This is a genomic window from Synechococcus sp. MIT S9508, from assembly GCF_047303045.1.
Lineage (GTDB): Bacteria > Cyanobacteriota > Cyanobacteriia > PCC-6307 > Cyanobiaceae > Synechococcus_C.
This window is the reverse complement of sequence record NZ_CP138941.1, coordinates 838,987-861,654: the sequence shown is the minus strand read 5'-3', so window position 1 is coordinate 861,654 and position 22,668 is coordinate 838,987. Positions and strand designations below refer to the sequence as shown.

Sequence of the window (22,668 nt, the reverse complement as noted above, 5' to 3'; positions counted from 1 at the left end):
AGGCAGCACCTGTTGGGTTCAGGATGGTTTCATCCGTCCGGCTTTCCGTGCCACGCAGCAACCGCAACGACAACTTCATCGACAAGAGCTTCACGGTCATGGCCGACCTGATTGTGAAGCTGCTGCCGATCAATGCCCGGGCCAAGGAGGCCTATGTGTACTACCGCGACGGACTGTCTGCGCAGAACGACGGTGATTACGCCGAAGCCCTCGAGAACTATGAGGAGAGCCTCAAGCTCGAGGAGAACCCGATCGATCGTGGAGAAACCCTCAAGAACATGGCGATCATCTATATGAGCAACGGCGAAGAAGACAGGGCCATCGAGACCTATCAACAGGCTCTTGATGAAAATCCCAAACAGCCGTCGTGTCTCAAAAACATGGGGCTGATCTACGAAAAACGCGGACGAATTGCCGAAGAAGAAGGTCGCCGCGATGAAGCAGACGTCTGGCTCGACAAAGCCGCTGAAGCCTGGACGCAGGCAGTGCGTCTGAATCCAGGGGGCTATCTCGACATCGAGAACTGGCTCAAATCCAGTGGCCGCAGCAATGTCGACGTCTACTTCTGAGGCGACCCAGGGGCTCAGGCCTCCTCCTCAGGGTTCACCCCGAGGCCCAACACGAGGGCTTCTGTGATGGACCCCGCCTCCATCAGGTCTAAATCTAAACCAGAAGCGACCGGACCCAGGCCACTCCCACGAGGCACGACGGCTCGTCTGAAGCCCAGACGAACAGCCTCCTGCAGCCGCAACTCGAGCTGGCCCACCGGTCGCAACTGACCTCCCAGGCCAAGTTCCCCGAGCAGGACGGTGCCGGCCGGCAGAGTCAGATCTCTGAAACTGGCCACCACCGCCGCGGCCACTCCCAGGTCTGCCGCGGGCTCCTCCACATCCAGGCCACCAGCCACGGCCAAATAGCAATCGAACCTTGAGAGTGGCAGGCCCATGTGCTTTTCGAGCACGGCCAGGATCTGATGCAGACGGTTGACGGCGATACCGGTGGCAGTCCTTCGGGGACTGGCATAGCTGGTGGCACTGACTAGCGCTTGCAGATCGACCACCAACGGCCGGGTGCCTTCACAAGCAACGATCGTTGCCACACCATTGGCCCGCTCACCACTGAGGAATAGCTCACTGGGATTCCCAACCTCCTCTAGGCCCTGACCACGCATCTCAAACACCCCCAGCTCATGGGTGGCACCAAACCGGTTTTTGACAGCCCGAAGCAGGCGATGGCTGGCGAAACGATCTCCCTCGAAGGTGAGCACCGCATCCACCAAGTGTTCCAGCACCTTTGGACCGGCAAGCGCGCCTTCCTTCGTGACATGGCCCACAAGCAGCAGCGCGGTGTTCTGACGCTTCGCCAGTCTCTGCAGGGCAGCCGCACATTCCCTCACCTGAGCAACGGAACCAGGTGCACTGGAGAGTTCGGCATCGTGCAAGGCCTGGATGCTGTCAATGACGGCCACATCTGGCCTCAGAGCTTCTAGTTCCTGCAGAACCAGCTCCAGATCCGTCTCCGCCAGCAATTGCAGATCACTGATGTCAGCAGTGAGCCGCTGCCAGCGGAGCTTGACCTGCTGTGCAGATTCTTCGGCACTCACATAGAGCACCACACGATCCCGTGCAATGGCTGATGCGCTCTGCAACAACAGTGTGCTCTTGCCGATCCCAGGATCCCCCCCCACCAGTACCAGTGATCCAGGGACCAGTCCGCCGCCAAGAACGCGATTGAGCTCCCCGTAACCACTGCCGATGCGCTGAAGGGGCTGATCGCCGAGGGATGCCATTGACGTGGATCGACGCGCCTTCGGTGCGGCGGTGGGATCGGCCCCGGAGCGACGGCGGCGGCCGTCGTCCTTGGGCGCCGATTGCTCCACCAAAGAATTCCAGCTACCGCAGCTGCTGCACCGCCCAAAGAACTGCCGTGTCTGGGCACCACAGCTCTGACAGACGTAGAGATTGGCCGATCGGGGCACGTCGAATGATGAAGAAAGTTGGCGCTACGTGAACGACTGAACCCGCTAATCACCTATTTGTGAGCACTATCTTCGCTCCTTGCCGGCGATATGACGGCCTCAGCACCCTCCACCTCTAAGGAAACCATCCTCGTAGTGGATGACGAGGCCAGTATCCGCAGGATCCTCGAAACCCGGCTCTCGATGATCGGGTACAACGTCGTCACGGCCTGCGACGGAACCGAGGCCCTGGAAAGCTTCCAGGAATGCAACCCGGATCTGGTCGTACTCGACGTGATGATGCCCAAGCTCGATGGCTACGGGGTCTGTCAGGAACTGCGCAAGGAGTCGGATGTTCCGATCGTGATGCTTACAGCTCTCGGCGATGTCGCTGACCGGATCACAGGCCTGGAGCTCGGGGCGGACGACTATGTGATCAAACCCTTCAGTCCGAAGGAGCTTGAGGCTCGGATCCGCTGCGTTTTGCGCCGCGTGGAAAAAGAGCACGCTGCCGGCATCCCCAACTCTGGTGTGATCCAGGTCTCAGACCTGAAGATCGACACCAACAAGCGGCAGGTGTTCCGCAACGATGAGCGCATCCGTCTCACCGGGATGGAATTCAGTCTGCTTGAACTGCTCGTCAGCCGATCAGGCGAACCGTTCAGCCGCGGTGAGATCCTGAAGGAGGTATGGGGTTACACCCCTGAACGCCACGTCGACACCCGGGTCGTGGATGTTCATATCTCACGTCTTCGTTCCAAATTGGAAGACGACCCGGCCAACCCCGAGCTGATCCTCACGGCTCGCGGCACCGGCTACTTGTTCCAGCGCATCGTCGATTCTGTTGCCTCCGAAGGATCCTGACCTCACCCCGGACGCTGCGCCGAGGATCAAAGCCCGCCGATCCAAGGCTGTTCGACGCCTTGTGATTTGGTATCGGCGCAATGCTGCAGTGACCACCCTGATGGACACTGCAACCACGTCAGCGAATGCCGCCGGGAATGTGGCAGGTTCCGTCACCTCCATGGCGGGAACTGTGGTGAACAGCGCCGGCAGCATGGCCGGCTCCGTGCTGCAACCCGTGATGGATCCCCTCCGACGCCTTCAGGGCGGGATCCCGGGCGAAGAACTCGAGATCGACGACCGCGACCGTGTGTGGGTGGCCGTGGACGGAATGGGGGGTGACAACGCTCCTGTGCCGATTTTGGAGGGATGCCTCCAGGCCATCGAACGGCTGGCCGTGAAAATCCGCTTCGTCGGCGAAATGGACCGGGTGCTGGAAGCTGCCACCGCTGCAGGCCTTGATGACGCATTGAATGCCGCGCTTGATGCAGGCCGGCTGGAACTGATCACCAGCGGCCCCTCCGTTGAAATGCATGAGGAGGCCACGGTGGTGCGACGCAAACGCGACGCCAGCATCAACGTGGCCATGGATCTCGTGAAGCGAGGCGAGGCCCAAGCCGTTTACTCCGCAGGCAACTCCGGGGCTGTGATGGCTTCAGCCATCTTCCGGCTGGGACGACTGGCCGGCATCGACCGACCCGCCATCGGTGCCCTGTTTCCCACCAAAGATCCCGGCCAGCCAGTACTGGTACTCGACGTGGGAGCCAACATGGATTGCAAGCCCTCCTACCTGCACCAGTTCGCCTTGCTAGGAGACATCTACAGCAGAGATGTGCTGCAGGTGAACCAACCCAGGATCGGACTGCTCAACATCGGCGAGGAGGAATGCAAGGGCAACGATCTTTCCGTGCGCACCCATGAGCTGCTCATCGAAGAATCACGTCTGCACTTCGCCGGCAACTGTGAGGGGCGAGATGTGCTGTCGGGAGAGTTCGATGTGGTGGTCTGTGACGGCTTTACAGGCAATGTTCTGCTCAAGTTCCTTGAATCGGTTGGCAGCGTGCTGCTTGGCGTCCTCAGAGCCGAACTGCCACGTGGACGTCGAGGCAAGGTGGGGTCCGCCTTCCTGCGCAGCAACCTCAAGCGCATCAAAAAGCGGTTGGACCATGCCGAACATGGAGGAGCACTGCTGCTGGGCGTGAACGGCATCTGCGTGATCGGCCACGGCAGCAGCAAAGCCTTGTCAGTTGTCAGCGCCTTGCGACTGGCCCATTCCGCCGCCAGTCATGGCGTGATGGATCATCTCGCCCAGCTGGGAGCTAAAACCACCTCGCGAGCATGATCAACCCCCTTGCCTGACAGGCGTTCTGGCGGACTGTGATTGACTGACGCCACTGCTTGGACCCTCTTTTGGCTGGAGCATCACCGCACTCTCGAGGCGTCGCTCTGATCGGCAGCGGCAGCGCCCAGGCAGCCCAGGTGATCACCAACCATCAGCTGGGTCAGCGTGTGGAAACCAGCGATGAATGGATCCGCAGCCGTACAGGCATCTCCACGCGACGGGTGAGCAGTCCAGATCAACGCCTGAGCGACCTTGCAGCTGATGCCGGACGATCGGCTCTGGAGATGGCCGGTTGGTCCGCTAACAGCCTCGACTTGGTTTTGCTGGCGACCTCAACGCCAGATGATCTGTTTGGCTCAGCCCCGGCAGTACAGGCCGCACTGGGCGCTTCGAATGCCGTGGCTTTTGATCTCACGTCCGCCTGCAGCGGTTTTCTGTTTTCGCTGGTGACGGCCGCTCAGTATCTGCGCACAGGCGCCATGCGACGGGCTCTTGTGATCGGTGCTGATCAGTTGAGCCGTTTCGTGGACTGGGATGACCGCCGCAGCTGTGTGCTGTTCGGCGATGGTGCCGGCGCTGTCGCCCTTGAAGCCAGCGATGACGACGGACTCCTGGGGTTTCTGGTGCGCAGTGATGGGGCCCGCGGTGGGGTGCTGAACCTGCCTGCTATCGACAGCGATGCACCCTTGGCAGACGATGCTCGCCATCGTCGGGGTGGCTACCGACCGATCGAGATGAATGGTCAGGAGGTCTACAAATTCGCCGTGCGCGAAGTGCCGGCGGTCTTGGAATGCCTGCTTGAACGCTGTGCGGTTAGCCCTGAAACAATCGACTGGCTGCTCCTGCATCAAGCCAATCAGCGCATCCTCGATGCCGTCGCCGATCGCTTTGCGATTCCCAGGGCCAAAGTGCTGAGCAACCTGGCGCACTACGGCAACACCTCAGCGGCAACCATCCCTCTGGTTCTTGATGAAGCCGTGCGGGACGGCAAAATCCAGCCTGGACACCTCCTAGCAAGCAGTGGTTTTGGAGCTGGTCTGAGTTGGGGAGCAGCCCTATTGCGCTGGCAGGGTCCCGCCTAGGCTCCCAACACCGTTGCGCCACTGTGAATGTCGATCGCCTGGGTGTTCCCCGGTCAGGGGTCTCAGAAAACCGGCATGGCCGACCCCGTCCTCAGCCTGCCTGGCGCGGAGGAACGCTTCGCTCTGGCATCGAACCTACTTGGCAGAGACCTTCTCAAGATCTGCCGGGGTGAAGGCTCAGATGCTGACAGCCCCTCCGATTTAAACGACACCCGCAACACCCAGCCGGCTCTGTTTGCGGTGGAATCGCTGATTGTGGATGAGTTGCTGCGCCAGGGCAGGCAACCCGACCTGGTGGCCGGACACAGCCTTGGCGAGCTGGTGGCGCTTTACGCGGCTGGTGTGTTCGATGCCGCCACCGGCCTGGAGCTGATGCAACGCCGATCGGAGCTGATGGCGAGTGCAGGAGGAGGCGCGATGACGGCAGTGATCGGTTTTGACCGCAGCCAACTTGAGACCCTTGTGGATGCCACTGAAGGTGTGGTGATTGCCAATGACAACAGTGATGCCCAGGTCGTGCTGTCAGGCAGCCCAGAGGCGGTGAACGCGCTGAGTGAAGCACTCACCTGCAAACGAGCCATTCCCCTCGCCGTCTCCGGAGCCTTTCATTCCCCCTTTATGGCGAAGGCGGCAGATGCCTTCGCGTCCCATCTCGACAGTGTGGCCTTCGCAGATGCGCGCTTCCCGGTGTTCAGCAACACCGACCCCACCCCCAGCCGCGATGCCGGTGAGCTGAAGCAACGACTGCGTCGCCAGATGACCACTGGCGTGCGTTGGCGGGAAACGATGGCGGCAATGACCTCATCGGGAGTGGACACCCTGGTTGAAATCGGTCCTGGCAACGTGCTCAGCGGTCTGGCCAAACGTGCCATGAAAGGGGTCACCACGTCGCAGCTTGCAAGCGTTGGCGACCTGGGTCTGTGAATGTGAGCAGCAACCTTGCAACCAACACCAGCGACCTGCAGCCACTGAAGGCGCCGCGTCCAAGCCTCACCTACAGACTGGTCAGTGGGCTGCTGGTGTTTCCAGTGTTCAGGATGCTGTTCCGCGGACGCACCCGCGGCAACAGCAACGTGCCGATGGACGGCCCCCTGGTTGTTGTGGCGAACCATGGATCGCATCTCGATCCACCCTTGCTTGGCCATGCTCTGGGACGACCGGTGTCGTTCATGGCCAAAGCCGAGCTGTTCCGAATCCCGATCCTTGGCCATCTGATCCGAGCCTGCGGCGCCTACCCGGTCAAGCGTGGAGCGAGCGATCGTGAAGCCATTCGCACAGCCACCGCCAGACTCAACGAAGGCTGGGCCATCGGCGTCTTTCTCGACGGAACCCGACAGTCGGATGGTCGCGTGAACCAGCCCATGCCGGGCGCAGCTCTGCTGGCGGCGAGGTCAGGAGCTCCGCTTCTGCCAGTCGCCATCCTCAACAGCCACAGAGCCCTGGGTACAGGTCGCAATCTGCCGCGCTTGGTGAAGCTTGAGATGCGAATTGGCACGCCCATTCCCGCACCAAACAGCAGGCGAAAACCGGACCTGGAGGCGACGACACGCGAACTGCAACGACGGATCAACGCCCTGCTCGATTATTGAGCGCTGAACAGCTGAGGCCAGTGTCTTCGAGCCCATGGCTTGAAATCCCGACCTGTGATTACCCAGGCAGCCGCACGCAATCCATCTCCAACACGCTTGCTCAGGCTTTCATCAAGGCATTGGGGCCGACAGCTGACTGGAACACCTGTCAGCCGAATACCACGGCTGCCAGCAACGATGCCGCCAACAGCCATCGCCCGTGGCAGATGGTCTTCGCTGGTGACCAGCAACAGATGATGCACCCCATCCCTTTGCAGTTCGTCCACCAGCGACGTGAAATTTCCGAGCGTGTCCTTCGCCCTGTAATCCAATCGAACCCGGTCCTGCGTGAGACCTGCATCACGCACCAGAGACTGGGCATATTCAGGGTTGGTACCCCCGCTCACGACCAGAGGCAGGTTCATCCGGCGCGCCAGATGCAGACCCATCCGCTCACGATCAGCATCGCCACCGAGCACCAGAATGTGCTGGGGCTGATGATTCGTGAGAGCAGCTTCCGCGAAGGGGCGCAGTGGACCAGCTAAAGCGGCTCCGGTCAGAACGGCTGCACAGAGCAGCAGCGAGCGACCACCAAACCCCATCAGACTGGCCCCACAGGGGAAGTGGGATAGATCGGCAGGACCGGGTCCCATGGACCTGGAAGGTCTCGGTCATGACACTCACGGCAGTAGCGCAGTAGTTGCCGCACATCTGCAGGAACATCAATAGCCATCTCAACAGCTGGCGCAGGCTGATCGCGCTCGCTGAGCAAGCGAGGGGATTCCAGTTCCTCCACCTTGGCCTTCACAATCCTGTAGCGGCCAGCGACCTGTCTCCTACGGGGCAGGGTCTGCACAATCGAAAACGGCTGGTCGCGCTGCAGCTCCGGCAGCTGTTGATGAAGCCTTGGAGCCATTAAGGCGAAACTGCTTACACCGTGCAGTGGTGTCCCCAACTGCTGAGCCAGCGTCCTGGCCAAAACAACAGTGAGACGGGTACCTGTGAATCCGCCCGGTCCTGTTGCCACGGCAAGCCTTCTGATATCTGCCCAATGATCAGCGGGCAACAGCTGCTGCAGCGAGATCACCAGCTCATTGGTGAGCGCGCGTCCAAGCGAACGACACATCACGCGGGCTTCCCCGATGGGGGCCTCTGCAGCCACCAGTGCGATCCCAAGAGTTTCTGTGGAGCTGTGCAGAGCGAGCAGCCAGTCGCTCATGTAGGCACCTCCTCACCCGGCCTGAGTCGACTCCAACGCCCTTGATCCAGTTGAAACGATCCACAGCCACGCACATCCCATTCGACACCGACCTGCCCGGCCGGCAAGTCCATCACGCTGATGTGGATTCGAGGATCCGCAGGCTTCAGATCAGGTGTCTCAGCGAGATGGGGGGCACCATGCTGACGCTCCACAGCGTGATAGGCCTGACAGCGGTCCACCCAGCGGCAGTCCACACAGATGCACATGCCCCCCCGCTCCAGTTCGTCATCCATTCTGACGGGAGATCGCGGCAGGCTGGCTGAAATCATCTGGCAGCGTTTGAAACCAGAGAGCTGGCCGGTGCGGCCCACAGAGCTCCCGATGGGATCAGTGCTGGTGGGAGGGGCCGTTCGCGATGCACTCCTAGACAGGCTTTCTGATGCTCCTGACCTGGACCTGGTGGTGCCGGACAACGCCCTCAAGAGCACACGACAGCTGGCGCAGAAGCTTGGCGGGGCCTGTGTTGTCCTTGATGAGCAACGGGACATGGCCCGCCTCGTGCTGGGGGGATGGACGATCGATCTGGCCCGACAGGAAGGGAAGACGCTGGAGGACGATCTGAACCGTCGCGATTACCGGCTGAATGCCATTGCCCTCAGCTTTGACGGCACCCCAAGGCTGCTCGATCCCACAGGTGGTCTTGAGGATCTGCAGGACGCCAGGGTGGTCGCGGTTAACGAAGCCAATCTTCAGGCGGATCCCCTGCGTTTGTTGCGAGGCCTGCGCCTGATCGCGGAACTGAATATGCGCCTGGACGCTCAGACGCTGAAGATGCTGCACCGCAACCGTTCCCTGCTTCCCCGTGCAGCGCCGGAACGAATGCAGGCTGAACTGCTGCGGCTTGTGGCAGCACCTGCTGCCGACCGCGCCATGGCGACTCTTCTGGAACTGGAGCTTTTGAAGCCCTGGACGAGGCAGAGCTCAGCCCCTGGTGATCAACAACCGCTCGGGACGGCAAATACAAGCGAACTGCTCACAGACAGCGAACGCCAGCAAGCCCTGCCGCTCGCAAGGATCACCAGGCTGCTGCCGGATACCGGACTGAAAGAGCTTCGTTTCAGTCGCCGACAGCTGCAGCGCTGTGAACGACTGCGTTACTGGATCAAGCGTTCAACAGCCAGCGGGGGATGTCCTTGTCCCGATGCCTTAACGGAGCCAGAACGATTACGGCTCCACATGGATCTTGAGCAAGATTTACCTGCGCTCATCCTTACTTGGCCCGCAGCACTACAGCAGTCATGGCTGGAGCGCTGGAGAGACCCCCAGGACCCCCTCTTCCATCCACGGCCACCACTCAATGGCACAGACCTGCAGGAAACCCTCCAGATCTCGCCTGGCCCCACTCTGGGCGCTCTGATTCAACACTTGAGCCTTGAGCACGCTTATGGTCGAGTATCAACTCGCGAGCAGGCGCTGAACGCAGCCCGATCCTGGTTGTTCCACCAAGAGGTTCAGACAGACCTGGATGGGTCCTGTGATTAACTGCCCTTGCAGTGACGACAACGATCGGCCTGACACGCAGTCTTCCGTTTCCCTTCCCCGTTTCATGAGCGTGCGTCTTTACATCGGCAATCTGCCGCAGAATTTTGAGAGCAAAGAGCTTGAAGCTCAGCTCACCAGCGTTGGGGAGGGAATTCGCTTCAAGGCCGTTCTCGACCGTGAAACCGGTGCCTGCAGGGGCTTCGGCTTCGCGAACGTCGACGACGAAAAAGTCGCTGATGCCGTGATTGAGCAGTTCAACGGCAAGGAACTCGGAGGGAATTCACTCCGTGTCGAACGCTCGGAGCGACGCGACAGCAATGCCGGCGGCGGTGGGCGACGCGGACAGGCCAGTGGCCATGCACCGGGCTCAGCTCGCAAAGCTGTCAACAAGGTTGTTCACAGTGATGCCAAAGCCGAAGAGGCACCAGATCCCCGCTGGGCAGGTGAACTTTCCAAGCTCAAGGAACTTCTTGGAAATCAGAAAACGGCTGTCTGAACAGTCGTTTCATCTGATCAGCATCACCGGTCATCTGACATGACCGGTTTTTTTGGCCTAAGACGATTAGCGAGACTGAGCGAGGACAAAAGAGCGAGGAAGATCAAGGAACTTGTTGAACTTTCCCACGTAGGCGCGCTTGTTGAAGACATCGTAATCGTGGCGCTCGATCACATCCAGAATCCCCCTGTAGAGGCGAAGGGATGTCCAGACTGGCCATCGAGCATCGCGGGACAACCAGCGCACTCCAGCCTCAGAGCGATCAAACCACGCACGAGCGCGGCTCAGCTGAAACGCCATGAGATCCTTCCAGGCCTGATTGATTCGACCTGCCATCAGGTCATCTTCGGAATATCCGAAGTGCTCAAGATCTTCCAACGGCAGATAGATCCGACCACGACCGCGATCTTCTCCCACATCACGAAGAATATTGGTGAGCTGGTTGGCGATTCCAAGGGCAACTGCGGCATCTGACGTATCAGGACGATCGCTCCAAGGCGCAGAGCTGTAAGCCTGATCCAAACCCATGACCCCCTGAGTCATCAGGCCAACTGTTCCTGCAACCCTGTAGCAGTACAACCTGAGATCGTCGAAACGGGGGTAGCGAGTCCAGGTGAGATCCATGCGCTGTCCCTCGATCATGTCGAGATAGGGCTGAATGCTCTGAGGAAAACGCTCGAGCGTGTCGACCATCACCGCATCGAGCTCATCCGCGACCTGTCCCTTGAACAGGTCGCGGGTTTTCAACTCCCAGCGATTCAGACGATCGGCCAGCTCTTCCACAGGACGAGCCTGAGCCTCAGGACTATCCATGAGCTCATCGGTACGTCTGCACCAGACGTAGATCGCCCAGATTGCCCGACGCTTCTCATGGGGGAGCAGCAGCGTTCCGAGATAGAACGTTTTGGCCCACTCGGCGGTCTCCCGACGACAGGCCTCGAAGGCTGCGTCGAGGTCCGGAGCTGCGAGAGGCATGTCTCAGGCCGAAACCGGCTCGATGGCTGGAGACGATGATGCCAGTTGATCGCTCTTACGGTCCACCGCCCCTGCACAGAGTTTGCCGCTGAGAACTGCACCTTCCATGGATGCGAGATAGCGCTGCATTGTGTAATCGCCCGCCAGGAAAAAGTTTTTGATCGGCGTGGTCTGATCCGGACGAAGCTGCTGGCAACCAGGCGTGGTTTTGTACACCGACAGAGGTGTCTTCACCACCTTGAATTTCCGCAGCGTGGCGGGGTTATCTCCACCGAAGTGGATGGGGAACAACTTGGTGAGTTCACCCATCGTGGCCTCGATGATCTCTTCATCTGAACGTCCGATCCAGTCTTTGGCAGGAGCGAACACGAGCTCCAACATCGACTTATCAGGGTCTTCGTACTCTTTGCAAGTGATGCTCATGTCGGCGTAGACGCTGAGCAGTGGCGAGCGGCTGAACAGCAGGTGATCGATATCGGTGAGCTTGCGATCGAACCAGAGATGCAGGTTGATCACCGGCACTCCACGCAGGCCGTCGAGCTTTTTGAAAACGTCCATCTGCTTCCAAGGCTGCGGGAGCAGCAACTTGAAAGGGTCCACTGGTAGAGCACTGACGTAGGCATCGGCGGTGAGATCGAAGCTCTCCTTGCCCTTGATGCCACCGATGTGGAAGGCAGCCACAGAGCCATCGTCATTGAGCTTGATTTCACGCAGCGGGCAATCGAGGTGAACCTCACCGCCAAGCGATTCGATGTGCTCCACCATCGGCTGGCAGAGCCTCTCCGGCGGTGCTCCATCGAGGAAAGCCATTTTGGAGCCGTTCTTCTCCTGCAGAAAACGATTGAGGGCTGTGAGCACAACCGTGGCGGAGATTTCATCGGGGTCGATGAAATTCAGCGCCTTGCTCATCGCTAAGAACACTTCATCGTTCACCCGTTCGGGAATGTTGTGGACCCGCAGCCACTCGGTCCAGGAATACTTGTCGCACTCTTCGACATACCCCTGCCCCCGAAGCATCGCAGGCACGAGGCCTAGGCCGAAGCTGATTTTCTCTGGCCAGCTCAGCATGTCGTTGTTTCCCAGGATCGCGGCCACACCATTCACAGGGGCTGGCAGATCAGGAAAATCAAAGCGGCTGTAAGTGCCTGGTTCCTCCTGCTGATTGAAGATCATCGAATGACTCTTCCACTGCAGCCGGTCTTCGATGTTCAACTCTTTGAAGATCTGAAGCATGTTCGGGTAGGCCCCGAAAAAGATGTGGAGCCCGGTCTCATACCAGTCACCGTCCTCGTCTTTCCAGGCTGCAACCTTGCCACCGAGCACGTCGCGAGCTTCGACCACGACAGGCGTATGGCCAGCATCGGCCAGATACTTGGCGCAGGAAAGACCTGCCAAACCGGCCCCCGCAATGGCGACACGCATGCTTCTGAACACAAGTTGAAAACAACCTTAAAAGGAGAGGTCTCCTCTCCGCTTCCTAAAGTCACTTGCAATACGCCTGCGCGGTGTTCGCATCGCTTCGCTTGATTCATGGCCGAGACCCTGCTGAAGAGCACCACCCGTCACGTGCGCCTATTCACGGCGCGGGTCGAGAATGGTGATCTGGTCGCCGACCCGAGTCAACTCACCCTCGACTTGGATCCCGACAACGAATTCGTCTGGTCTGACAGCACCGTCGAGACTGTCCAGCAACGCTTCCGCGAACTGGTCAAGAGCCATGACGGTCAAGCTCTGAATGACTACAACCTGCGTCGCATCGGCACGGAACTCGAAGGATGCATCCGCGAGCTGCTGCAGGCCGGAAAGCTTAGTTACAACCCCGACTGCCGAGTCCTCAACTATTCGATGGGTCTTCCCAGAACGCCTGAACTGCTGTGAGTCGATCCCCCTACGACCGTTCCGGCTACGACCGGAGAAGCGGTGACCGGCGCCGTGATGAGCCGCGCAGGGATGACCGTCGAGATGGCCGAGGATACGGAGGGCCACCACCTCCGAAGAATGGTGGCAACGGCATGAGCTTGAACACGGCCACCATTGCTGTGCTGGCTGGGGTTCTAATTGTGGGAATCGGCATTGGCAGTGCCGTCACCAGCACCACTCAGGGCGACCAAGGCAACATCGCCAGCTCACAACAGCTGGACATGGCAGTACCAGATCCCGAGTTCTGCAGGCAGTGGGGTGCCAGTGCCTTTGTGATGGATATCGAGATGTATACAACGCTGAATCCATCCAGCAGTTTTGTCACTCAGCCGACCCTGCAGCCTGGATGCGTGATTCGAAGAGAGAACTGGGCGGTGCTGCGCAAGGAAGGGGCTATCACCTCAGCGCAGGAAAGAGAATGCAAACAGCGCATGAACACCTTCGCCTACATCGGCTCAGTGCGTGACAAACCTGTTGTGCGGTGCGTTTACCAGACTGATATCACTCAGAACAAGTTCCTGACCCGAGGCGTGGCGGATGACACTGTCGGAATCACTCCGGAAGCTGATCAGTTCTGATCGATCTCCCCGGTTTGCTCAGAGCTGATGTCCTGAGGCACTGCGGCAGCCCTTCCCTGACGCAAGGGACTGTCAGCACTTGCAAAGACCGGCAACACATCTCGCCGGAAGGCTTCGGCTGCTCGGGAGCAATAGCGGGATGGGTTCGTGATCAACTTGAGCTGACGACGCACCTGCAGGTCGACGACGGTTGGGCGTAACAAGGTCCCGGCAGTGAGCTCACGCTCGATCGAGACCACTGGAAGGAAAGCCGCGCCCAGGCCTGCCTGAACGGCATTTTTGATCGCTTCGAATGAGTTCAGTTCCATCTCTATCCGCAGCCGCTGCACATCCAATCCGGAGCGGCCGAGCAACTGATCAACCATCTTGCGAGTGGTCGACTGCGCATCCAGGCTCACAAAACCAAGCCGATAAAGGTCATCCTTGCTGAGCTCCACCAGACGCGCGAGGGGGTGCTTCACAGGCAGCACCAGAGCCAACTCGTCACTGGCATAGGGCACAACCTGCAGCAGTTCATTCAGTTCAGCTGGTAGTTCACCACCGATGATCGCTAGATCGATCTGTCCATTAGCGACACTCCAGCCGGTGCGCCGGGTGCTGTGCACATGCAGCTGCACGGCCACATCCGGGAATTTCTGGCGGAACAAACCGATCATGCGAGGCATGAGATAAGTCCCGGTGGTCTGGCTGGCGCCAACCAGCAAAGAGCCCCCCTTGAGGTCGTGAAGATCATCTAGCGCCCTGCACGCCTCATGACACTGACTGAGAATTCGATCGCAGTAGCTGAGCAGAAGGTGGCCCGCTTCTGTGAGCTGAGCCTTACGACCGCCACGGTCGAACAGGGCAACCTCCAGCTGCTTCTCCAGATTCTGAATCTGCAGGCTCACCGCCGGCTGGGTCACATAAAGACTGTCGGCTGCCTTTTTGAAACTGCCCTCACTGACGATGGCCCGCAGGATGCGCAGCTGATCCAGGGTGAAGGGCAGATCGGCCATGGAAAGCTGCCCGAAAAACAGCAGAAGCCCAAAAACTGTAAGGGTCCCTTTCCCTACAGAACGCCAGAATCACTGCTCTCGCAGCATCTCGTTGGCTGACGCAACAGCAGGCATCCATCACAGCAGCCTGGTGATGCTGGGGTTGCTCGTTGTTTTCGCAGTGATTCACAGCGGTGGCGCAGCCTTGCGAACACGGGCTGAGGCCAAGATCGGCGCGAGAGCCTGGCGACTGGTGTTTGCAGCCCTGAGCATTCCCTCAGCCGTTGTGGTGATCGCTTACTTCCTGGCTCACCGCTATGACGGCATCCGGATCTGGAATCTTCAGGGTGTGCCAGGGATGGTGCCTTCCATCTGGGTTGTGACGGCGATCAGTTTCCTGTTCCTCTACCCAGCCACCTACAACCTGCTGGAGATCCCTGCGGTGCTTAAGCCTCAGGTGCGTCTCTATGCCACAGGAATCATCCGGATCAGCCGACATCCTCAGGCTGTCGGTCAGATTCTCTGGTGCATGAGCCATGCACTCTGGATTGGAAGCAGCTTCATGCTGGTGACCTGTGCAGGGCTGATTGCGCATCATCTCTTTGCCGTCTGGCATGGCGACCGACGACTCAAAGCCCGCTTTGGAGAAGCTTTCGACAGTCTTCAGGCCGAAACATCCGTGGTTCCGTTCGCGGCCGTGATCGATGGGCGCCAACAGCTGATGTTGAGCGAGCTGGTCCGACCGGCTCAGCTGGGCATCGCCATCGCAGTCGGGGTGTTCTGGTGGGCGCACCGCTACATCCCCAGAGGAGGCATGGCCTTTCTGCACTCGCGTCTCGGAGAATTGTTGAACTGAGCTGCCTACACTCGCTATAAGCTGTTTTGTCTGGATGCCCTCGGCTGCCGACTCCGCCTGGTTGATTCCAGTGCTGCCCTTGTTCGGGGCCCTGATCACTGGTCTGGGTCTGATCAGCTTCAACCGCACAATCAACCGTTTGCGAAAACCGGTGGCCGTGCTGCTGATCAGCTGCATTGGTGCTGCCGCAGTGATCAGTTATGCGGTGCTCTTGGAGCAACTGGGAGGAGCACCACCGGTTGAACACCTTTTTATTTGGGCAAGCGCAGGGGATTTCATCCTGCCGATGGGCTATGTGGTCGACCCTCTTGCCGCAGTGATGCTGGCTCTGGTCACCACTGTGGCCTTGCTGGTGATGATCTACTCACATGGCTACATGGCGCACGACAAGAGCTACGTGCGCTTTTTCACCTACCTGGCCATCTTCAGCAGTTCGATGCTTGGACTGGTGGTGAGCCCCAACCTGCTCGAGATCTACGTGTTCTGGGAGTTGGTGGGCATGTCGTCCTATCTGCTGGTGGGCTTCTGGTACGACCGAGACGGCGCAGCACATGCCGCTCAGAAGGCTTTTGTGGTCAACAGGGTTGGTGACTTCGGCCTCTTGCTCGGCATCCTCGGTCTGTTCTGGGCCACAGGCAGTTTCGACTTCCAGGGAATCGCCGATGGGCTTTCAGCGGGAGTGAGCAACGGCATCGTGCCGGGCTGGGCAGCTCTCCTTCTCTGTCTGTTTGTGTTCATGGGTCCGATGGCGAAATCGGCCCAGTTCCCTCTTCACGTCTGGCTGCCGGATGCGATGGAAGGGCCAACACCGATCTCGGCACTGATCCACGCCGCCACGATGGTGGCTGCCGGCGTGTTTTTGGTGGCACGTCTCGAACCGCTTTACAGCCAGTTTCCGAGCGTGGGCGTGTTCATCGCCGTCACCGGCACGATCACCTGCTTTCTGGGAGCCTCGATCGCCCTCACCCAGATGGATCTCAAAAAAGGACTGGCCTACAGCACCGTGTCCCAGCTGGGCTACATGATGCTGGCCATGGGCTGTGGAGCCCCCGTTGCCGGCATGTTCCACCTGGTGACCCATGCCTTCTTCAAGGCGATGCTCTTCCTGGGGTCGGGATCAGTGATTCACGCCATGGAGGACGTGGTGGGACATGAACCTGTGCTCGCCCAGGACATGCGATTGATGGGCGGTCTGCGCAAAAAGATGCCGATCACAGCGATTACCTTCCTGATTGGCTGCATCGCCATCAGTGGCATCCCTCCGCTGGCAGGTTTCTGGAGCAAAGACGAAATTCTTGGCCAGGCCTTTGGCACATTTCCCATCCTCTGGGTGGTGGGCTTTCTCACCGCCGGCATGACCGCGTTTTACATGTTCCGGCTTTATTTCCTCACCTTCGAGGGAGACTTTCGCGGCAACGATGAGGCCATGCAGGCTCAGCTGATGGCTGCCGCAGGCAAGGCTGTGGATGAGGAACATGCCCACCATGCGGGCAGCCTGCATGAATCGCCATGGCCGATGACCCTGCCGCTGGTGGTGCTCGCGGTCCCCTCCGTCCTGATCGGTCTGCTCGGTACTCCGTGGAACAGCCGCTTTGCCGGACTTCTTGACCCCGAAGAAGCCCTTGAGATGGCGGAGCATTTCAGTTGGGGAGAATTCCTCCCTCTGGCAGGAGCCTCAGTTGCCATCTCCGTGATCGGAATCAGCGTGGCTGTGCTCGCCTATGCCCTGCGTCGAATCGATCTAGGTGAACTGGTGGCAGCTCGCTTCCCAGCCGTGAATGCCTTTCTTTCCAACAAGTGGTATTTGGATGACATCAACGACAAGCTATTCGTCCGCAGCAGCCGCAAAATTGCACGAGAGGTGCTGGAAGTTGACGCCAAAGTGGTTGATGGCGTCGTGAACCTCACCGGCCTGCTCACGCTGGGCAGCGGCGAAGGTCTCAAATACTTCGAAACCGGCCGCGCCCAGTTCTACGCCCTGATCGTGTTTGGTGGTGTCATTGGGCTGGTGGTGCTCTTTGGTGTGCTTGGTGGCCCGATTAATTGACCTCATCAAGTACACAGTGCCTCATTCATCATCGAGGCTGGATCATGCCTTCTTCAAGCTGAGCAGACCTCTGGGAGCTGCAACTCAGGAAGAAAGCTTCAATCAATTTAGGCGGCCTGGTGAAGACCTCCTTCCGTTTCTGATCTGAATTCTGCAGATCTCGATGATTGTTCGAACTCGTGAAGCTTCCTCAACAAGGGAGCTTTTTTGTTGCTGAACCGACAGGTTCTTTATCTCTGAAAACAACGCCCTTGTCGTGCTGAATCCAGCAAGGTGACAAAGAGGGAGCTGCACGGAAATGGAGATAAATGCACCGACCATGTCAATAACCTCAAACGTTGTGGTTGTTGAGACGGTCAACGTTTTCCCGATCTTCAGGGTTCTGGAGAGATCTGATCAGCAGATCAGCACATCAACCGGCTTATGTGTGTCAACGCCTATCGAGTCAGTGTCAGTACAGCCAGGATTTCTACACTCCCAACAGTGGTGAAAGGCCTTTTCGTTGCTGGAGTTTGCCGTCAGTGCTCCCTTTGACCCTGCAGCGGATATCGCAGCAGGAATCATTCCAGCTCAGTTCCCCTGGCTGAGTCTTTCCATCCTTTTCCCGATCGTGGGCGCGTTGATCGTCCCCTTCATCCCTGATCAAGGAGAAGGGCGACAAGTCCGCTGGTTCGCTCTGGGCATCGCGCTCGTCACCTTTCTGATCACGGTGGGGGCCTATCTGAGCGGTTATGACCCCAGCTTCAGCGGCCTGCAGCTCTCAGAACGGGTCAGCTGGCTACCAGATCTGGGACTGACGTGGGCAGTTGGGGCCGATGGGTTGTCCATGCCTCTCATCCTTCTCACCAGCTTCATCACCGCGCTGGCGGTCCTGGCCGCATGGCCGGTCACCTTCAAACCCAAGCTGTTCTTCTTTCTGATTCTGGCCATGGATGGCGGCCAGATCGCAGTGTTCGCAGTGCAGGACATGCTGTTATTTTTCCTGGCCTGGGAACTGGAACTGCTGCCTGTTTATCTGTTGCTGGCCATCTGGGGGGGCAAGAGGCGTCAGTACGCCGCCACCAAGTTCATCCTCTACACGGCTGGCAGCTCGCTGTTCATCCTGCTTGCGGCTCTGGCCATGGGCTTCATGGGAGGCGGTACGCCCAACTTCGAGTACACCGTGCTGGCACAGAAGGGTTTCAGCACAGGATTTCAGTTGCTCTGTTACGCCGGTCTGCTGATCGCCTTCGGAGTCAAATTACCGATCGTTCCACTGCATACCTGGCTGCCGGATGCTCACGGTGAAGCGACAGCTCCAGTGCACATGCTGCTGGCGGGCATCCTGCTGAAAATGGGCGGCTATGCCCTGATGCGCTTCAACGCCGAAATGCTGCCTGAAGCGCATGCCCAGTTCGCACCACTTTTGGTCGTTCTGGGTGTTGTCAACATCATTTACGCAGCCCTCACCTCCTTCGCTCAGCGCAACCTCAAACGAAAAATTGCCTACAGCTCTATCAGCCATATGGGGTTTGTGCTGATTGGCATCGGCAGTTTCAGCGCTCTAGGAACGAGTGGCGCGATGTTGCAGATGATCAGCCATGGCCTGATCGGGGCCAGCCTATTTTTCCTGGTGGGTGCCACCTATGACCGCACCCACACCCTGCAGCTCGATGAGATGGGTGGGGTGGGCCAGAAGATGCGGGTCATGTTTGCTCTGTGGACCGTCTGCTGCCTGGCGTCCCTCGCACTCCCGGGCATGAGTGGATTTGTCAGTGAATTGATGGTGTTCACAGGCTTCGCAACCGACGAGGCTTACACACTCAGCTTCAGGATCGTGATCGACGGACTCGCTGCAATCGGTGTGATCCTGACGCCGATCTATCTGCTCTCGATGTTGAGAGAAATTTTCTTTGGCAAGGAAAACGCTCAGCTCACCACCAACACCAACCTGGTGGATGCGGAGCCCCGCGAGATTTACATCATCGGCTGTCTGCTGGTGCCGATCATCGGAATTGGTCTCTATCCGCGACTGATGACGGACAGCTACCGCACAGCGATCGAAGCACTGGTTGACCGAGATGTGGCCGCGATGGAGGTGATCAGCCGACCGACAGCACCTTTAATTCGGCGTGGCAGCCTGGCGCCAGCCATGCTCAAAGCGCCTCAGCTGATGTCTGGCAACGGATCCTGATCAATCACGCTGCTAGGGGCTGGCCCGGTCGATCCATCACCGGTATTTTTCCTGAAGACGGCCACAGGCTGAGATGGATGCCGGGCTGAATCAGAGAGCCGATGCCGGTGCAAGGCTCGCGATTCGCCTGCTTCAGGACGCTGCTCAGCAGGGTGATCTTGATCCATGGGATGTGGATGTCATCGCTGTGGTCGATGGCTTTCTGGATCAGCTGAAACAACGGATCGAAGTTCCCCGCCAGGTTGAGGAAGCGTTGAAGCGACGCGGCGGAAGCTATGAACGTGACCTGGCCGACAGCAGTGAAGCCTTCCTGGCAGCGTCAGTGCTGGTGGGCCTCAAAGCGGAAGTGCTTGAAGCCAGCACGTTTCCTCCACAACCAGAGGTTGAGGAGATGTTTGAGGTGGATTTTGCTAGCCAGGGATGGCTAGATCCAAGCTTCGACATCCCTCGCCACCCCGAGCGACACTTGCAACGCCGACCGGTGGCTCCACCACCGCTGCGGCGCCCGGTCACGCTGGGGGAACTGATTGAACAACTGGAATCGATTGCAGAGCAGCTCGAATCAGACGAACTGGAAATGCGCCGACGCCAGCGTCAGAAGCGCTATTCCAACAAGGAAGCAATCGCTCAGGTGGCCGCCCTCGCTCACCGAGAGAAACTGCCGGAAACCACAGCAGCCATGGGGGTCTTCCTGAACGGCTGGGAAGCAGCCCTGCAATGGGTCAATTTCGAACACCTGGTGACTCAATGGAACGACATTGCCGACGACGACCTGGATAAGGACCGCGTAGGGGTGTTCTGGGCACTTCTGTTCCTGTCTTCACAAGGCCAGGTTGAGCTGGAGCAGATGGACTCGCTACACGGTCCGATCCGACTCAAACGGCTACTTGCTCCAGGCACCATGGCCCAGATGCCTCTGACCAGCCTGGACGTGCCAGCTGTCATGCCGGCCGAGGGGGCCGTGGCCGCTTAACCACACCCTTATGTTGGCTTATCCGTTGTAAGCCTGTAACGCCGATGAAGGCGATGATCCTGGCCGCGGGCAAGGGAACAAGGGTTCAGCCGATCACACATGTGATCCCCAAACCGATGATTCCAATCCTGCAGAAGCCGGTGATGGAATTCCTGCTGGAACTGCTCAAGGAGCATGGTTTCGCAGAGGTGATGGTCAATGTGTCCCACCTGGCCGAGGAGATCGAGAACTACTTCCGAGATGGCCAGCGATTTGGAGTGGAAATCGCTTACAGCTTTGAAGGCCGTATCGAAGATGGCGAACTGATCGGTGACGCTTTGGGCTCAGCTGGCGGGCTGAAGAAAATCCAGGATTTCCAGACGTTCTTCGACGACACCTTTGTGGTGTTGTGTGGCGATGCACTCATCGACCTTGATCTCACCGAAGCGGTGAGACGTCACCGGGAGAAAGGTGCCCTCGCCAGCCTGATCACCAAACGCGTTCCGAAGGAACAGGTCAGCAGCTATGGCGTTGTGGTGAGTGATGCAGAGGGACGAATTCAGGCCTTCCAGGAAAAGCCGAAGGTGGACGAAGCCCTGAGCGACACCATCAATACAGGCATCTATCTCTTCGAACCAGAGATTTTTGAGCACATCCCTTCGGGTGAGTCCTTCGACATCGGCTCGGATCTCTTCCCCAGGCTTGTGGAGGTCGGTGCACCGTTCTATGCCTTACCCATGGAGTTCGAATGGGTCGACATCGGCAAGGTTCCCGATTACTGGCGGGCGATCCGAAGTGTGCTTCAGGGTGATGTTCGCCAGGTGGGCATTCCTGGCAAAGAGGTTCGTCCTGGGGTTTACACCGGCCTGAATGTGGCGGCCAACTGGGACCGGATTAACGTTCAGGGCCCCGTCTATGTCGGTGGCATGACCAAGATCGAAGACGGAGCAACGCTGATAGGCCCCACGATGATCGGGCCCAGCTGCCACATCTGCGAAGGCGCCACAATCGATAATTCGATCATCTTCGACTACTCACGCATCGGCGCAGGCGTCCAGCTCGTAGAAAAACTGGTGTTCGGCCGTTACTGCGTTGGCAAAAATGGCGACCATTTCGATCTTCAGGAAGCTGCCCTCGACTGGTTGATCACCGATGCCCGGCGCCAGGATCTGGTTGAGCCATCCCCTCAGCAGAAAGCGATGGCCGAACTGCTCGGGACTGACCTCACAACTGCTGCGAGCTGAGACCAGCTCGCTCCAGCACCTCAGGAATCCGCTCTTCCGCTCTCACGGCCATCACGTGGACGCCCTGAGCAATCCCGGCAAATTGCCGGACCTGCTCAGCCGCGATGGCGATGCCTTCGGCCGCAGGATCTGAGGCGGCATCCAGTCGCGCGATCAGGCTGTCTGGAATGTTGGCTCCAGGGACCTTCTGATTGATGAAACTGGCATTCCTCGCTGACTTGAGCAGAAACACCCCTGCCAGAACAGGCAGCTCCATCGGAGCAGCCATGTCTCGGCAGAAACGCTCTAGCACCTGCGGATCCATCACCATTTGGGTCTGAACGAAACGAGCACCTGCTTCGCGTTTACGCTCCAGCCTGCGCTTGAGCCCCGACCAGCTGGCACAGTGCGGATCAGCGGCAGCTCCTGCAAATAAGGCTGTGGGGCCATCAGGCAGGCTCTCCTTCACAGGGTCCTCACCCCGGTTGAAAGCGCTGACTTGCTGGAGCAGCCGCACCGACTCCAGTTCATGCACCGGGCGAACGGAAGGTTGATCACCAGCCTTCACTGAATCCCCAGTGAGACACAGCAAATTACGGATACCGAGCGCATGGGCACCGAGCAGATCCGCCTGAATCCCAATGCGATTGCGATCACGCCCTGCCATTTGCAGCACAGGCTCAAGCCCGGCGTCCAACAGCAAGCGGCACACCGCAAGACTGCTCATGCGCATCACAGCGCGGCTGCCGTCAGTGACATTGATGGCCTGAACCCAGTCGCGCAGGAGATTGGCCATGGCCAAGGTATGACTGGGATCTCCCCCACGGGGTGGCATCACCTCAGCCGTGACGGTGACGGCACCAGCCTCAAGACTGCGCTGCAGCGCTGAACCCAAACCCTTCAAATGCTTCTGATGGCCACTATGGAAGATCGCCAGTC

Annotated in this window: 23 protein-coding genes; 15 read left to right on the top strand and 8 right to left on the bottom strand. The window is 58.9% G+C overall.

What is annotated here, in order from left to right:
* Positions 1 to 23: 23 nt before the first annotated feature.
* The gene (locus tag SIB42_RS04315; protein WP_369818455.1) at positions 24 to 569 is read left to right on the top strand and encodes a photosystem I assembly protein Ycf3; all 546 of its coding nucleotides are present in this window, start codon (positions 24 to 26) and stop codon (positions 567 to 569) included.
* A gap of 14 nt (positions 570 to 583) precedes the next feature.
* Here SIB42_RS04315 and radA read toward each other — a convergent pair whose 3' ends face one another.
* The gene (radA, locus tag SIB42_RS04310) at positions 584 to 1,978 is read right to left on the bottom strand and encodes a DNA repair protein RadA (protein ID WP_067096285.1); all 1,395 of its coding nucleotides are present in this window, start codon (positions 1,976 to 1,978) and stop codon (positions 584 to 586) included.
* A 90-nt stretch (positions 1,979 to 2,068) separates the two neighbouring features.
* On the opposite strand from radA, the gene rpaB reads away from it, so the two are divergent.
* The 5 genes from rpaB to SIB42_RS04285 all read left to right on the top strand — a co-directional run bounded on the left by rpaB (position 2,069) and on the right by SIB42_RS04285 (position 6,813).
* Positions 2,069 to 2,821, top strand: coding sequence for a response regulator transcription factor RpaB (rpaB, locus tag SIB42_RS04305; RefSeq protein WP_066909001.1), 753 nt, complete (start codon positions 2,069 to 2,071; stop codon positions 2,819 to 2,821).
* A complete protein-coding gene (gene plsX, locus SIB42_RS04300) occupies positions 2,802 to 4,142 on the top strand; it encodes a phosphate acyltransferase PlsX (protein ID WP_067096283.1) in 1,341 nt (446 codons plus the stop codon). Before rpaB ends, plsX begins: the two co-directional genes overlap by 20 nt.
* 68 nt (positions 4,143 to 4,210) lie before the next feature.
* Positions 4,211 to 5,224: a beta-ketoacyl-ACP synthase III gene (locus SIB42_RS04295; protein WP_067096385.1), complete on the top strand. Its 1,014-nt coding sequence runs from the start codon at positions 4,211 to 4,213 to the stop codon at positions 5,222 to 5,224.
* 27 nt (positions 5,225 to 5,251) lie between these two features.
* Positions 5,252 to 6,148: an ACP S-malonyltransferase gene (fabD, locus tag SIB42_RS04290; protein ID WP_067096280.1), complete on the top strand. Its 897-nt coding sequence runs from the start codon at positions 5,252 to 5,254 to the stop codon at positions 6,146 to 6,148.
* A gap of 2 nt (positions 6,149 to 6,150) precedes the next feature.
* Complete coding sequence (locus SIB42_RS04285; protein WP_067096380.1) at positions 6,151 to 6,813, top strand: lysophospholipid acyltransferase family protein; 663 nt, start codon at positions 6,151 to 6,153, stop codon at positions 6,811 to 6,813.
* Here SIB42_RS04285 and SIB42_RS04280 read toward each other — a convergent pair.
* From SIB42_RS04280 to SIB42_RS04270, 3 genes are read right to left on the bottom strand one after another with little or no spacing between them, the layout of a single operon-like run.
* Positions 6,807 to 7,394 carry a YdcF family protein gene (locus SIB42_RS04280; protein WP_067096277.1) on the bottom strand — a complete coding sequence of 196 codons (588 nt, stop codon included), beginning with the start codon at positions 7,392 to 7,394 and terminating at the stop codon, positions 6,807 to 6,809. The genes SIB42_RS04285 and SIB42_RS04280 overlap by 7 nt on opposite strands.
* Positions 7,394 to 8,011, bottom strand: a complete 618-nt coding sequence (gene tsaB, locus SIB42_RS04275) for a tRNA (adenosine(37)-N6)-threonylcarbamoyltransferase complex dimerization subunit type 1 TsaB (protein ID WP_067096275.1) — start codon at positions 8,009 to 8,011, stop codon at positions 7,394 to 7,396. Before tsaB ends, SIB42_RS04280 begins: the two co-directional genes overlap by 1 nt.
* Positions 8,008 to 8,259 carry a Ycf34 family protein gene (locus tag SIB42_RS04270; RefSeq protein ID WP_067096375.1) on the bottom strand — a complete coding sequence of 84 codons (252 nt, stop codon included), beginning with the start codon at positions 8,257 to 8,259 and terminating at the stop codon, positions 8,008 to 8,010. Before SIB42_RS04270 ends, tsaB begins: the two co-directional genes overlap by 4 nt.
* On the opposite strand from SIB42_RS04270, the gene SIB42_RS04265 reads away from it, so the two are divergent.
* Both SIB42_RS04265 and SIB42_RS04260 read left to right on the top strand, forming a co-directional pair.
* The gene (locus SIB42_RS04265; protein ID WP_067096272.1) at positions 8,258 to 9,535 is read left to right on the top strand and encodes a tRNA nucleotidyltransferase; all 1,278 of its coding nucleotides are present in this window, start codon (positions 8,258 to 8,260) and stop codon (positions 9,533 to 9,535) included. The two genes, SIB42_RS04270 and SIB42_RS04265, sit on opposite strands and share 2 nt — an antisense overlap.
* Before the next feature lie 64 nt (positions 9,536 to 9,599).
* Complete coding sequence (locus tag SIB42_RS04260; RefSeq protein WP_067096372.1) at positions 9,600 to 10,031, top strand: RNA recognition motif domain-containing protein; 432 nt, start codon at positions 9,600 to 9,602, stop codon at positions 10,029 to 10,031.
* A gap of 66 nt (positions 10,032 to 10,097) precedes the next feature.
* On the opposite strand, the gene SIB42_RS04255 is transcribed toward SIB42_RS04260, so the two are convergent.
* Both SIB42_RS04255 and pds read right to left on the bottom strand, forming a co-directional pair.
* Positions 10,098 to 11,006 carry a phytoene synthase gene (locus tag SIB42_RS04255; RefSeq protein ID WP_067096269.1) on the bottom strand — a complete coding sequence of 303 codons (909 nt, stop codon included), beginning with the start codon at positions 11,004 to 11,006 and terminating at the stop codon, positions 10,098 to 10,100.
* A 3-nt stretch (positions 11,007 to 11,009) separates the two neighbouring features.
* Positions 11,010 to 12,428, bottom strand: a complete 1,419-nt coding sequence (gene pds, locus SIB42_RS04250) for a 15-cis-phytoene desaturase (protein ID WP_067096266.1) — start codon at positions 12,426 to 12,428, stop codon at positions 11,010 to 11,012.
* Between the two features lie 108 nt (positions 12,429 to 12,536).
* Between pds and ndhM the strand changes: the two genes are divergently transcribed.
* Both ndhM and SIB42_RS04240 read left to right on the top strand, forming a co-directional pair.
* The gene (ndhM, locus tag SIB42_RS04245; RefSeq protein WP_067096263.1) at positions 12,537 to 12,884 is read left to right on the top strand and encodes an NAD(P)H-quinone oxidoreductase subunit M; all 348 of its coding nucleotides are present in this window, start codon (positions 12,537 to 12,539) and stop codon (positions 12,882 to 12,884) included.
* The gene (locus SIB42_RS04240) at positions 12,881 to 13,504 is read left to right on the top strand and encodes a DUF3172 domain-containing protein (protein WP_067096260.1); all 624 of its coding nucleotides are present in this window, start codon (positions 12,881 to 12,883) and stop codon (positions 13,502 to 13,504) included. Before ndhM ends, SIB42_RS04240 begins: the two co-directional genes overlap by 4 nt.
* Here the strand turns inward: SIB42_RS04240 and SIB42_RS04235 are convergent.
* Positions 13,495 to 14,499: a LysR family transcriptional regulator gene (locus SIB42_RS04235; protein WP_067096258.1), complete on the bottom strand. Its 1,005-nt coding sequence runs from the start codon at positions 14,497 to 14,499 to the stop codon at positions 13,495 to 13,497. The two genes, SIB42_RS04240 and SIB42_RS04235, sit on opposite strands and share 10 nt — an antisense overlap.
* A gap of 133 nt (positions 14,500 to 14,632) precedes the next feature.
* Here SIB42_RS04235 and SIB42_RS04230 point away from each other — a divergent pair, with 133 nt between their 5' ends.
* From SIB42_RS04230 to SIB42_RS04210, 5 genes are all read left to right on the top strand, one after another.
* The gene (locus SIB42_RS04230) at positions 14,633 to 15,334 is read left to right on the top strand and encodes an NnrU family protein (protein WP_067096369.1); all 702 of its coding nucleotides are present in this window, start codon (positions 14,633 to 14,635) and stop codon (positions 15,332 to 15,334) included.
* 34 nt (positions 15,335 to 15,368) lie between these two features.
* Positions 15,369 to 17,381 (top strand): NAD(P)H-quinone oxidoreductase subunit 5, encoded by a 2,013-nt coding sequence (locus SIB42_RS04225; RefSeq protein WP_067096255.1) that lies wholly within the window; start codon positions 15,369 to 15,371, stop codon positions 17,379 to 17,381.
* Positions 17,382 to 17,883: 502 nt separating this feature from the next.
* On the top strand, positions 17,884 to 19,554 hold the full coding sequence (locus SIB42_RS04220) for an NAD(P)H-quinone oxidoreductase subunit 4 (protein WP_067096252.1): 1,671 nt from the start codon (positions 17,884 to 17,886) through the stop codon (positions 19,552 to 19,554).
* Positions 19,555 to 19,627: 73 nt separating this feature from the next.
* The gene (locus SIB42_RS04215; RefSeq protein ID WP_067096248.1) at positions 19,628 to 20,527 is read left to right on the top strand and encodes a segregation/condensation protein A; all 900 of its coding nucleotides are present in this window, start codon (positions 19,628 to 19,630) and stop codon (positions 20,525 to 20,527) included.
* Positions 20,528 to 20,571: 44 nt separating this feature from the next.
* On the top strand, positions 20,572 to 21,750 hold the full coding sequence (locus SIB42_RS04210) for a nucleotidyltransferase family protein (protein WP_067096245.1): 1,179 nt from the start codon (positions 20,572 to 20,574) through the stop codon (positions 21,748 to 21,750).
* Here SIB42_RS04210 and SIB42_RS04205 read toward each other — a convergent pair.
* A complete protein-coding gene (locus tag SIB42_RS04205; protein ID WP_067096366.1) occupies positions 21,731 to 22,624 on the bottom strand; it encodes a methylenetetrahydrofolate reductase in 894 nt (297 codons plus the stop codon). The genes SIB42_RS04210 and SIB42_RS04205 overlap by 20 nt on opposite strands.
* Between the last annotated feature and the right edge of the window lie 44 nt (positions 22,625 to 22,668).